Source organism: Blastocatellia bacterium (assembly GCA_035573895.1).
In the GTDB taxonomy this organism is placed as follows: Bacteria; Acidobacteriota; Blastocatellia; order HR10; family HR10; genus DATLZR01.
Genome location: DATLZR010000110.1, coordinates 1 through 11,660, shown reverse-complemented (window position 1 = coordinate 11,660; position 11,660 = coordinate 1). Strand labels below are relative to the sequence as shown.

Here is an 11,660-nt window from a genome sequence, read left to right as displayed (position 1 = left end):
GGAGAAAGATGGCTGGAGGTCGCCCGGGCCGTTCATGAGTGTGGCGTGCGGTCCAATGCCACGATGCTCTACGGCCACGTGGAGACCATCGAGGAGCGCGTTGATCATCTCATCCGACTCCGGGACCTTCAAGACGAAACCGGGGGCTTCATGGCCTTCATCCCTCTGGCCTTTCATCCGGAGAACACCCAGTTGAGCCACCTTCCCTGGACGACGGGCGTGGATGATCTGAAAAATATCGCTGTCGCCCGATTGATCCTGGACAACTTCGACCATATCAAAGCCTACTGGATCATGATGGGGCCGAAACTGGCGCAGGTGGCTCTCCACTTTGGGGCGGACGACCTGGACGGAACTGTCGTCGAAGAAAAGATCTATCACATGGCCGGAGGCCATACGCCGCAAGGTCTCACCCGGAGTGAAATCGAGAACCTGATTCGTCAGGCTGGACGGATACCCGTCGAGCGTGACTCTCTATACAACCCGGTGAGGCCGATGGCGGCGCCAACTGTCTCGTTGTCGTAAGGTCGTGACCAACCCCGCGCTCGTTGCTCGATAACGCGGTTGGTGCTCAGCTTTGAAATCGAGCAAAAGGAGGCGCGTGAATGAGGCTTAACATTAAGGCGTTTGCCGTCGCTACTGGTCTTCTCTGGGGGTTGGTCATCCTCCTCCTCACCGTTTTTCTTGCCTGGCGTGAGTCCGGTGGGGAACACCTGAGTCGTCTTGGTCTTCTCTATCCGGGATATGCGGTGACCTATGGAGGAAGCATCATCGGATTCCTCTGGAGTTTCGTCTACGGAGCGATAGGCGGAGCATTTTTCGCCTGGCTCTATAATCGGATGGCGGGGAATCGCTATCGTTAATCTCCTGCCGGCATTGTCCCTCCGGGGAAAGAGGAGCGGGCTCAGACGGGGGAGGATGTCCGGGGAGACTCCTGGGAGGCGATATAAGCCGATCGTTTATCCAGAAGACAGCAACCCGCACACCCAGAGACTCACGGGGAAAAACCATTCGTCACCCCGCGCAACAAAAGCGACGGGGAGACCAAAGGGGGATTCATATGAAGGTTCAACTCCGATACCTTGCTCACGCGCGATCGGGCGACAAGGGTGACACGGCCAACATCGGCCTGATCGCCTCCAAACCGGAATACTATCCGATTCTTGTCGAACACGTCACCGTTGAGCGCGTCAAGGACCATTTTCGCGGAATCTGTCTGGGAGAAGTCGAACGCTATGAGCTTCCGAACCTGGGAGCTTTAAATTTCCTTCTCCATCGTGCGCTCGGCGGTGGGGGGACGGTCTCGCTCCGCCTGGATGCGCAAGGAAAGACGCTCAGCGCTGCCTTGCTTCGGATGGAAATTGACGTTCCGGATCAGACGGCCCGCGAGCTTGGATTGATCACCTGAAACCGAGCCGCCCGACCGAAAACCGAGCGAAGGAGTTCTTGACATGGCCGATTATCAGCGAATCGAGTACTCTGTCACCGAGGGCCTCGCTTACATCACACTCAATCGCCCGGAAAAGCGGAATGCGCTCGACCGCCTGACGCTCGATGAACTGGGCTCGGCGCTCCGTGCAGCAGAGGAGGACGCCGGGGTGAAACTCGTCATCCTGACCGGTGCGGGAAAGGACTTCTGCGCCGGGCTGGATCTATCGGAACTCCAGACGCTGAGCGAAGCGTCGGTTATGGAGAATCTGGCCGATGCCCGACGCCTGGCTAACCTTTTCCTCACGTTGCGGCGGCTGGTCAAGCCGGTCGTCGCGCTGGTCCGCGGACGGGCGCTAGCGGGAGGCTGCGGCCTGGCCAGCGCTTGCGACCTCCTTCTCGCTGCCGAAAGCGCACGATTCGGTTATCCCGAAGTCAAGATTGGCTTCGTGGCCGCCATTGTCGCTGTTCTGCTGCGACGATCGGTTGGCGAGAAAAAGGCCGCGGAACTGATCCTCAGCGGACGAGTCGTCACCGCCACAGAAGCAGAACGCCTTGGTCTCGTCAACTTTGTCTACCCCGATGAGGACTTCGACCGCAATGCCACTGCCTTCATTCGTGAGCTGAAGCAAAACAGCCTCACGGCGATGACGCTGACCAAGCGCATCCTTTACGAGATAGACGCGCTTCCCATCGAGGCCGCCCTCGAGCAGGCAATCTCCACCAACGCCCTGGCTCGCCTGACTGAAGATTTCAAACGAGGACTTGCAAGCTTCCTCACAAAAGACCGATGAGCTGGAACTCTCTTAAGAGCGATCATCCTCTCGAGGGGACACCCCTGCACGTGCCGGTGACGCAACGATCAGGGAGCTGACACGTAGAGGCTCCCACGAAGATAAAATCTCCAAGGAATATCTTTCCACCGACCGGCATAATCAACCCCGATCCGCCGAGCGTGAGCAATTTCTTCGGGCGCAATGTGGGTTCCGCGATCCTCGATGAAAATCACCGATCCGCAGAGATCAATTCCGTTGAATGACCGATCAATGCCAAAATAGCGACAGACTTTCCCGGGACCGTTTGTAGGGAGACTCCTTCGGTTGGGGGATCTGCCGGCCTGGAGCACTGAGATGGGTTCAACGGCGCGAACGAGGACGGCTGCGGGATACCCTTCGCGTTCGGTCACCACATTAAAGCAGTGGTACATGCCGTAGATCAGGTAGACGTAGGCGTAACCCGGTGGCCCAAACATCACCTCCGTTCGCCGGGTTCGTCCTCGCCATGCATGAGAAGCCCGGTCCTCTGGTCCGACATAGGCTTCTGTTTCCACGATCTTACCGACGATGGGCCCTTCTTCTGACATGCGGACGAGATATTTCCCCAGGAGTTGCTTGGCCACTTCGACCGTCGGCTGTTCATAAAACGACCGTGGCAACTTCCCTCCTCGCATTTCAGGACACCAATTATTGCGCGGTCGCGTCAGTTTGACAATTTTGCCCTCACACAGCGCCGGTCAGAGGGGACGCTCACCCGACGGTCTCCGTACTCGACGCGCGGGGAGATCGTTTGTGCTGTTCGTCGGAATACAGTTTCGTGTTAGACTTGAGACCTTGAACATGAGACATTCTCTATTGTGGAGGGCTTGTGTATGGGAGCACATCGTCGAATCGGGATGGCAGCGATCATTCTAGCCGCAACGCTGTCTCTGGCGCCTCAACGGCCTTCTCCGGGGGAAGTGGTCATGGTGATGTCAGCGATCTCTCAAGATCGCGCTCGACCGGGGGACCGGCTACAACTCGCTGTAATCCTCGACATCGCAGAAGGGTACCACATCAATTCCCATCAACCGACCGAAGATTTTCTCATCCCAACCGGAGTGACGATTCAAGCTCCGGAGACGTTTCAGGTGGGGACGGCTGTTTATCCGCGCCCGGAACGCCGTAGCTATCCCTTTGCTCCCAACAAGCAACTGTCCGTGTATGAGAAGCGAGCGGTCATTAGATTCCCTCTCACGGTAAAGCCGACGACACCGCCGGGTGAATACACTCTAAAAGCAAAGGTTCGTTACCAACCCTGCAGCGAGAAGGTCTGCTACCCACCGAAGACGCGCGAACTGGAGATCCCCTTGACCGTTGTCTCCCGGACTCACCCCGTCAAACGAATTCACCCGGACATTTTCGGCCAGGCGGCGACCTCTCGTTCGTCGAAAAAGCGCTGAACGCGCGTGCTGGCGTGAGGGGGACACCGGTGGAGAAATTCATCTGGACGCTCAGGGGAGAGGACGTGAGGATCGTTTAGTCCTCGTTCTTTGTGACGGTTGTGCGGAGGGTGTACTTCCCGCGCTGCTCCTTGTGAACGGTGTTGACGCGAATATAGTACCTGCCAGAATAAGGCAGCGATAGCGTAATGCGGGCATGACGTTGCCCTCCGCTCGCGTGATCGCTCACGATAGCCATTCCATCTTGATCGAGAAGGGTCAGGAAAGGATCGAAATCCGACGATGTGAGGTCGAGGACGATCCTTTGACGGCTCTCGCCACGGAAAAGATAGAGATCATAATAGGTGCCATCGTCCAGTTTCTTGTCGCCGGGGCCAAGTTCACCTTCCACAGTTTGACCGAGCTGGATTATGGGTTGCGTGGAGGGTGATATATCGTTCGCCCCCATCGTACAAAATAGCAGCACCGTGCTGATGGCGAGCCGTCGGGGTAACGTACCTTTAATCAACCCTGGCACCATATACCTCCCCAATCGCCCAAGCGACGTAAAAAGGCTCATGGCCTCCTCGATTCCCTGCAAAAAGTTCGCCGGTCAGAGCGATGGGCAGGAAAATCTCGCTCTCGAGATCGAGGGTTTGGGTCATGAGAATATCCTCAGCCCTTTTCATCCGAGAGAGGATCCGGCGATTTCGTGATTCGAGGCAGCAAGGCCCATTCCATGCCATGCCTTTTGGAGAGACGCAATGCGTGGGCAAGGGCTCACATCGAAATGGCCTCTCAGGAGCCTTTTCTCTCCTTTTTCTCGATGAAGCGAACGAGCCGTTCAGCCCGCCGGCGCACAATCAGCAGCACATCATCATCATCGCGCAATCGCCTGAGAAGAGGAAGAAGCTTGACCGGCTCGGCCAGCCAGCCATTCTTCAATTCGGCCTCGAGCGAAATAAGCTGCTTATCTAGATCGAGCGGCTCATGTTGCCGGGCGAGTTCGATGAGGAAGACCCGATACTCCTGAAGCGTGATACCACGAAGTACCGCCGCCAGCTCGCGCATCGTTTCGTTTCGGGTGAAATTGAAACTCACGCGGCGTTCTCTGGAGCCCTGTTTGACACCAATTGTCGCCGTCCCCAGATAGGAGGCATCCCGTTCACCTTGATAAGTCTCAGAACTATCGAGGAATCGCAGGGCCTCAAGAGAGCCGCGTATTTTATGAAGCGTTTCCGGCAGAAGCTCCAGCGGTGACGTCACCGCCTCAGCGCTCTCCTTTCGGCGAAAGGAAAAGCGGCCCTTCCCCGTATCGTCAAACTCCAACTCCATGCAGGGGACATCGAATTTCGGGTTCTCGAACCGGTAGTAGTAGTGGACGGCGTCCGACGCTGCAGCGCGAGCATCGGCGGTGGGGGCCGGTCGAGACGATTGCGCCCACAAAGTGCAACAGATCGCAAGCACAGCGAGGCTCGCTCCACCAAACGCGGACCGAGAGGGTCCAACTGTCAGTCCCGCCTTCATCATCAACGCCCTCGCGCACGAGCGAGACACTCTTGATTGAGCTGAATGCCGGAGTGTTATTGTAGCCGAACGGAGACGAGTTTTGAAACACCGGGCTCTTCCATTGTGACGCCGTAGAGGACGTGAGCCGCTTCCATCGTTTCTTTGTTGTGCGTGATGACGATGAACTGAGTCCGCTCGCTCATTTCAATGAGCTTTTGCGAAAATCTGGCGACGTTGACATCGTCGAGCGCCGCGTCAACTTCATCCAGGACGCAGAAGGGGCTCGGTCGGTAGCGGAAAATGGCGAGTAATAACGCCAGCGCCGCCAGAGCCTTCTCGCCTCCAGACAGTAGATGGATATTTTGCAGCCTCTTGCCCGGGGGCTGAGCGATGATGTCAATCCCACTCTCAAGGATATTCTCGGGATCGAGCAAAATCATCTCTCCACGACCGCCGCCGAAGAGTTCCTGAAACATGGCCGAGAAATTCTCATTGATGGCATGGAAAGCGTCGAGGAACCGTTGGCGGGACCGTCGTCGGATCTCCTGCAGGGCCTGCTCGGTCGAAGCCAGCGAGCGTTCGATGTCCTCGCGCTGACGTCGCAGGAACTCATACCGCTGCTCCGCCTGCTGTAGCTCGTCAAGTGCCATCATGTTCACGGGACCGGCTTCTTCCAGGCGACGACGCAGCTCCTCGATTCGGTGTTTGATGGCCTGCGGGTCGGTGACATCCACGGTAGGCGAAAGCGTCGTGAGGTCATCGGGTTGAGCGAGAACTTCCTCCAGGGTGTGAGCCAGTTCAGCAAAGCAACTTTCATGCAAAAACTGCGCCTGAGATTGAAGCGTGGCGCGAGCGATCTCCGCCTGACTCAACTGGTCGCGCAGGGACGACTCCTTCTCCCGTAGTTCCGTTACCGCCCGATGGGCGTGATCGCTCGTCTGATGCACCTGAGCGAGATGACCGAGTGCATCGTTGAGCGCCTCTTCCAGGTCGGAGCGTTCGGCCAGCAATCGGGAGATCTCCGCGTCAACCTCCTCGAGAGTGTGGCTGAGAGTCTCTCTCTCGGCCGTTATCGCCCGCTTCTCCCATCCGATGCGTTCCCCCCGACGCTCGCACTCCGCATATTCGTCATCGAGGTGCCGCAGGCGGTGTGAGAGCGATTGCTTCCGCTCATTCGCGGCGGCGAGCTGTACTCGCACGTGCGATACACGTTCCGCCGCCTCGGTGATCTTCTCTCGAAATAGGGCGATCTCCGCCTGAAGCTGCTGACTTCGGCCCTCAAGCTCACGCAGCTCCTCTTCGGACCGAGCCAGTTCCGCCTCAATCTGAGCCTGCGCGTCGAGAGCTTTCGTCCGTTCCGCCATCGCATCTGTCTGTTCGAAGGCAACGACACGGAGCTGTTGGTCCACTCGTTCGATCTCTCGCTCGATCTCGGAGAATCGAACTTCTTTCTCAAAAAGTGTCTTCTCCTGCTCGCGGAGTTCTGATTCGCAGGCGCCGAGCTTTTCCTCGCAGGCTTCAATGTCGGCGTGGTGATCGGCCAGGCGGCGCTGCCGTATCCGCAGGTGCTCGGTCAGTTGATCGAGCCGGGCCCGAAGTTCCCGAATCTCCCGCTTGACCGCGAGCAGACCGACGGCGCAGCCCGGGTCGGCTCCTCCAGAGAGGAGGCATCCCCCGCGAACCCACTCGCCCTCGGGAGTCACAAACAAGCGACCGGGATCAGCAAGCGATCGTTCCACAGCGGCATCGCGATCCCGGACAACCTCAGCCGTTTCATATTCGGGATACGCACGAGCAAAGGCGGCCTGGACCATTGGGTCGAGCCCAAGGATTCGCATGAACGACGAGGAGGATTCCCCCGTCTGAGCGTCGTTCTTTGTCGGCGCTGCAGAGGACGCCGCCGTGCCTCCATTCCCCTGGCCGCCGCCAATGCCTACGACGAGAAACTGTGCCCGTCCGGCCCCGGCTCTCGTCAGCCGCTCGATGGCTCGCCAGGCATCCTCAAGCGACGGGACGAGAATGGCCTGGAGTCGTTCGCCCAGGACGGCCTCAACCATCTTTTCCCACCGGGGATCAACCTGAACCTTATCGGCCAAAGTACCCAGAAGATGCAGCTCATCCTGGGCCTCTGGCAGATGGAGGATATATTGAACAGCATCCGAGTAGTAGGCATGGTGCGCATCCAACTCAATAAGGGATTGAAGCCGGTTCTCCCAGGCGATACGAGTTCGTTCTTGTTCGGCCAGTTCGTTCCGCTCGGCGGCCTCGATTGCTCGCGCTTGTGCTAACGCGGACGCGATCTCATCTCGGGTGCGAACGAGCGTCGCCACATGCTCACGAAGTCGCTCAATCTCGTCGGCTAATTGCTGCCGTTCCCGCAGAAGCTCTGCCCGTCGCTGGCGGGCGCGGTCTCCTTCGCTCCTCAGATTCTTCAACCGGAGGTCAATGCGGCGGATGGCCTCTTCGATCTGCTGTCGAGCATTTCTCAACGTGGCGGCGGCGTTGACGGCTTCGACGAAGCGGGCGCGCAACCTCTCCAGTGCTTCTTCTTGCGACCGCACGTCGGCCAGGAGACGAGCGTGCTCGCTTTCGGCGTCCGCGAGCTGTCCTTCCCTTTGAGCAATCTCAGAGGCAAGCTGATCCGCTTCGGCTCGGAGGCGCGTTTGTTCGCGGGAGATCACCGTCATTCGCTCTTTGAGCGCATGCTCGTCGCGCTCCAGCTCAGCGAACCGACGGATCAGCTCGGCCTGCTGCTGCTCGGCGTTCGTGCGACGGCTCGTCGCCCGTTCGATCTCCAGGTCAGCTCGAGCCAGGCGCTCTCGGATCTCGTGAACATGCGCCTCATCTCGCCGGCTTCGCTCCACAAGGTCCCGTTGTTCAGATTCAAGGCGCGAGATTTCTGCCAACAATTGCGCCTTCTCCTGCGCCAGAGTTTCGATCTGCGCCTGAACCGTCTCCAATTCGTCCGCTATCCGGCGGTACTCCAGCCGGAAGAGGATGCGGAGAAGCGTCCGCAGTTCCTCCCTCAGCCGGCGGTACCGTCGTGCCCGTGCCGCCTGACGCTTGAGCGAGGCCACCTGCCGCTCGACTTCCGCGATGATGTCGTTAATCCGAGCGAGATTCTGGCGGGTGGATTCGAGGCGCAGCTCAATGGCCCGCTGACGCAATCGGAACTTGGTGATGCCCGCCGCTTCTTCGATGATGGCTCGACGCTCGTAAGGCTTGGCATTGATCAACTCACTGATGCGGTCCTGACCGATGATCGCATAGTGTCCCGGACCCAGCCCCGTGCCGGCGAACAGGTCATAGATGTCCCGCAGCCGCACGTGCTGACCGTCAATGAAATACTCGCTCGTCCCGGAACGGTAGAGCCGTCGGGCGACAGTGATCACCTCACCGGCTCGGATTTTCCGCGTCAGCCGCGATCGTCCGCGAGACCCATCGTCATCGTCCGTCGCCTCGTCCTCCGCCCCTGCTCCATTTGCCGAAATTTCGATGTCCGCGACCGCCGAAAGCGTCAGGACGACTTCGGTCATCCCCACGGGAGGCCGTGAGCGACTCCCCTGGAAAATAACATCCTCCATGCGAGTGCCGCGAAGCGAACGGGCGCTTTGCTCCCCGAGAACCCAGAGAATCCCGTCGGCGATATTGCTCTTGCCACACCCATTAGGCCCCACAATGGCGGTGATGGCTCCAGGGAAGGTGATTTCAGTCTCATCGCCGAACGACTTGAAGCCGCGCAGCTCGAGCTTCTCCAGTTTGAGCATACTCACCTGCAACCCAACATCTTCGACATTTTCGGCTGTCGGGCGCAATATAGAGTAGTCGTCGTCGCTTGTCAATCAGGCCCGGACAAGCGCTTCAGATGCGCTTGATGGGGAAAAACCGACGCAGCCATTGGAGCCCATCACGGCATAAGCCGTTCGAGAGCTTCGCCAAGCGCTCGCAGTCTCAGCACGACATAGACCGCAACCGGCGGAATGATGATCACCGAGAGGAGATTTTCTCCGAGGATCTCGGGAGATCCGGACGCCACCAGCCATCTGAGCAGCGAGCCGAGACAGAGTGCCGCCAGGTAACCTCCCCCCACGAGCCACACCCCCTGCCGCCGGGTGAGCTTCTTCTCCTCGCCCCGCTCGCTCCCGAGAAGCGAAATCGTCACGTCCTCTTCCCGCGTATAGTGCTCCAGACAGAGGCGGCCCGTTCTCATCAACTCGCGAATCCCCGATCCGAACAGGAGAAGCAACCCAACCCGAACGGGGAAACTACCCTCTTCAAAAAAAGGCGGCCGCAAAAAAGCCACGAGAAACGTGGAGGAAAACAGGGCAACAAGAAGCAAGACGATGCTCTTGCGCACAGCCGCTTCCTCTCGGTCCTGCCGAAGCAACTCCTCGACGATTTCCTGGATCTCGCGCTCAACAGCCGCTACATAATCCGATCGTCGGGCCTGCTGCTCATAATCCTCGAGTCGCCCCTGGTCATAAAGCGCGCGCAGATGGGTATCGCCCAGAACGCGGTAAGCCCGAGTGATTCGGTCAAAATCTTCCGCCGCCCCGGGAGAGGGGTTCACATCGGGATGATATCGCTTGGCCAGACGGCGATAGGCGGCCTTTATTTCCGCCTCGGTCGCCTGACGGGACACGCCGAGAATGTCGTAAAAGTCTTCCATGAGCTACAGTCCGGTGCCCTTACGGAAAAAGGGCGCAGGCGTTCGAGTCTCTCCATTGTCCAGGACCGGAAAAATCAGCGCACCCTTTCCTGTCAGAAAGAGATCACTTCCCCCGCCATCGCTGAGAGAGCCTGCTGCTGACGCCGATGCGATTCCGGACACGGCCTATCCGCCATCCCCACCCCCCGTAAGCTGCTGCCACCGGTTGACGAGGGCCAGTTCGTCACCACGACGAAAGTAATTCTCCGGCGCCGGGCCGTGATATTCGCGTTCGTACCATTGGATCGTCGCCTCCATCCACTCCCGCCATGGGGTTGATGCCCAGCCAAGATCGCGCTCTGCTTTGCCGATATCCAGAATCCACGAGCGCGGGGTGGAGTAGGGAGAAAACTCCATGTTGATTCCCTGGGCACTCAGCCACTCGCTCGGAATATTGACGATATTCACCGAGCGACCCAGGATCTCCGCCGAGAGCTTCACCCAATCTCGCAGACTCACGATTTCCCTCTGAGCGAAGTTGTAAACCTCGCCGATCGCCTGCGGGAACTCCAAAACAGCGACAAACGCCCGCACAACATCACCGCTCGAAATAAAGCGCCAGCAGAGGCGTCCTCCGTCGGGAAGAATGAGCGGAGCACCATCCTTGATGCGAATCCAGTAGCTAAAAGCGCGGAGCGTATGATCGCGCGGTCCGATGACGATGGGGAGCCGAAGGATCGTCACAGGAAACCCTCGATCACGATGGGCGGCCATGAGTGTTTGCTCCGCCTCTAATTTTCCAAAGCCGTAACTGAAGCGGGGATCAGTCCGCGCTTCCTCTCGCAGGGGAAACACGTCGGTATCTGACTCGGCGAAAGGACAGACGAGATCTTTTACGCAGTAATAGACGGCCGCCGTGCTCGTGAAGAGGAAGCGACCGATGCGTCCGTCAAAGAGCCGGAGGGCGATCTCGGCGTCCTGACGGGTGAAGCCGATGTTGTCAATAACAGCGTCCCAGGACCGCGTGCCAAGCGCCTCCCGCAGCGAGGCTTCGTCCCGTCGGTCCCCGCGCAGCCACCGGACCGACGGTGGCAGGTCCGTTTGCGTTTGACCTCGTGTCAGGACCGTCACCTCGTGCCCCAGTTCGGACAATCGCCAGACGAGTTCCCGACCGAAAAACCGCGTTCCGCCCAGAACAAGGATCGTGCTCATGGTTTCCCCTTCCCTTTCCCAGACCGAGTTTGCGCTAGGCTTTCATCCGCTCCGCCAGACGACAGACATAGTTGGCCAGCGTGCGAACGCCAAACCCGGTGGGACCACTAGCCAGATGAGGTTTGCTCTCCTCCAGCCAGGCCACACCGGCAATATCCAGATGCGCCCACGGCGTGTCTTCGACGAATTCGCGGATGAAGTAGGCGCCGGTGATCGTTCCCGCTTTCCTGCTGCCTACATTCTTCACATCGGCAATGTCGCTGCGCAGTTGCTCGCGATACTCTCGATCAAGCGGTAATTGCCAGAGTTTTTCTCCCGCTTCTCGGCCTGCCGCGATCACGTCATCAATGAGTTGCTGATCCGTCCCCAGGATGGCCGCATAGACCGAGCCGAGCGCCACGCTCACGGCGCCGGTGAGCGTCGCCAGATCAATGATTCGGGTGGCTCCCAGATGCCGGGCATAGCTGACGGCATCGGCGAGGATCAATCGCCCCTCGGCGTCAGTGTTGATGACCTCGATCGTCTTGCCACTCATCGAACGGAGAATATCGCCCGGCTTCTGGGCGCGACCGCTCGGCATGTTTTCCGTGGCGGGAACAATGCCCAGGACCGGAACCGGCGGACGCAGCTGAGCGATCGCCCGCATGGCTCCGAGCACGGCTGCTC

The 11,660-nt window shown here is 59.0% G+C and carries 11 protein-coding genes and 1 pseudogene; 5 read left to right on the top strand and 7 right to left on the bottom strand.

Annotated features, from left to right (window positions below; translation table 11 throughout):
* From VNM72_10615 to VNM72_10600, 4 genes are all read left to right on the top strand, one after another.
* A partial coding sequence (locus VNM72_10615; protein ID HXF05851.1) for an aminofutalosine synthase MqnE occupies positions 1-525 on the top strand: 525 nt, incomplete at its 5' end.
* A gap of 80 nt (positions 526-605) precedes the next feature.
* Complete coding sequence (locus tag VNM72_10610; protein ID HXF05850.1) at positions 606-863, top strand: hypothetical protein; 258 nt, start codon at positions 606-608, stop codon at positions 861-863.
* Between the two features lie 197 nt (positions 864-1,060).
* A complete protein-coding gene (locus tag VNM72_10605; GenBank protein ID HXF05849.1) occupies positions 1,061-1,408 on the top strand; it encodes a hypothetical protein in 348 nt (115 codons plus the stop codon).
* A 43-nt stretch (positions 1,409-1,451) separates the two neighbouring features.
* On the top strand, positions 1,452-2,222 hold the full coding sequence (locus VNM72_10600) for an enoyl-CoA hydratase-related protein (protein HXF05848.1): 771 nt from the start codon (positions 1,452-1,454) through the stop codon (positions 2,220-2,222).
* A 68-nt stretch (positions 2,223-2,290) separates the two neighbouring features.
* Here VNM72_10600 and VNM72_10595 read toward each other — a convergent pair whose 3' ends face one another.
* Entirely contained in the window at positions 2,291-2,878 is a 588-nt protein-coding gene (locus tag VNM72_10595) for a DNA-3-methyladenine glycosylase (GenBank protein HXF05847.1), read from the bottom strand.
* A 198-nt stretch (positions 2,879-3,076) separates the two neighbouring features.
* Between VNM72_10595 and VNM72_10590 the strand changes: the two genes are divergently transcribed.
* Entirely contained in the window at positions 3,077-3,646 is a 570-nt protein-coding gene (locus tag VNM72_10590) for a protein-disulfide reductase DsbD N-terminal domain-containing protein (protein ID HXF05846.1), read from the top strand.
* 76 nt (positions 3,647-3,722) lie between these two features.
* On the opposite strand, the gene VNM72_10585 is transcribed toward VNM72_10590, so the two are convergent.
* The 6 genes and pseudogenes from VNM72_10585 to VNM72_10560 all read right to left on the bottom strand — a co-directional run.
* Entirely contained in the window at positions 3,723-4,205 is a 483-nt protein-coding gene (locus tag VNM72_10585) for a PPC domain-containing protein (GenBank protein HXF05845.1), read from the bottom strand.
* Between the two features lie 218 nt (positions 4,206-4,423).
* A complete protein-coding gene (locus tag VNM72_10580) occupies positions 4,424-5,155 on the bottom strand; it encodes a hypothetical protein (GenBank protein ID HXF05844.1) in 732 nt (243 codons plus the stop codon).
* A 53-nt stretch (positions 5,156-5,208) separates the two neighbouring features.
* On the bottom strand, positions 5,209-8,901 hold the full coding sequence (smc, locus tag VNM72_10575; protein HXF05843.1) for a chromosome segregation protein SMC: 3,693 nt from the start codon (positions 8,899-8,901) through the stop codon (positions 5,209-5,211).
* A gap of 710 nt (positions 8,902-9,611) precedes the next feature.
* Positions 9,612-9,803: pseudogene (locus VNM72_10570) on the bottom strand (DnaJ domain-containing protein).
* Between the two features lie 165 nt (positions 9,804-9,968).
* The gene (locus tag VNM72_10565) at positions 9,969-10,994 is read right to left on the bottom strand and encodes an NAD-dependent epimerase/dehydratase family protein (protein HXF05842.1); all 1,026 of its coding nucleotides are present in this window, start codon (positions 10,992-10,994) and stop codon (positions 9,969-9,971) included.
* A 34-nt stretch (positions 10,995-11,028) separates the two neighbouring features.
* Positions 11,029-11,660, bottom strand: a 632-nt coding sequence (locus tag VNM72_10560) for an aminopeptidase (protein ID HXF05841.1), incomplete at its 5' end; no start/stop codon positions are given.

Coding starts and splice junctions, on each gene's coding strand:
- VNM72_10610 (HXF05850.1), top strand. CDS start 606: ATGAGGCTTAACATTAAGGCGTTTGCCGTCGCTACTGGTCTTCTCTGG.
- VNM72_10605 (HXF05849.1), top strand. CDS start 1,061: ATGAAGGTTCAACTCCGATACCTTGCTCACGCGCGATCGGGCGACAAG.
- VNM72_10600 (HXF05848.1), top strand. CDS start 1,452: ATGGCCGATTATCAGCGAATCGAGTACTCTGTCACCGAGGGCCTCGCT.
- VNM72_10595 (HXF05847.1), bottom strand. CDS start 2,878: ATGCGAGGAGGGAAGTTGCCACGGTCGTTTTATGAACAGCCGACGGTC.
- VNM72_10590 (HXF05846.1), top strand. CDS start 3,077: ATGGGAGCACATCGTCGAATCGGGATGGCAGCGATCATTCTAGCCGCA.
- VNM72_10585 (HXF05845.1), bottom strand. CDS start 4,205: ATGAGCCTTTTTACGTCGCTTGGGCGATTGGGGAGGTATATGGTGCCA.
- VNM72_10580 (HXF05844.1), bottom strand. CDS start 5,155: ATGATGAAGGCGGGACTGACAGTTGGACCCTCTCGGTCCGCGTTTGGT.
- smc (HXF05843.1), bottom strand. CDS start 8,901: ATGCTCAAACTGGAGAAGCTCGAGCTGCGCGGCTTCAAGTCGTTCGGC.
- VNM72_10565 (HXF05842.1), bottom strand. CDS start 10,994: ATGAGCACGATCCTTGTTCTGGGCGGAACGCGGTTTTTCGGTCGGGAA.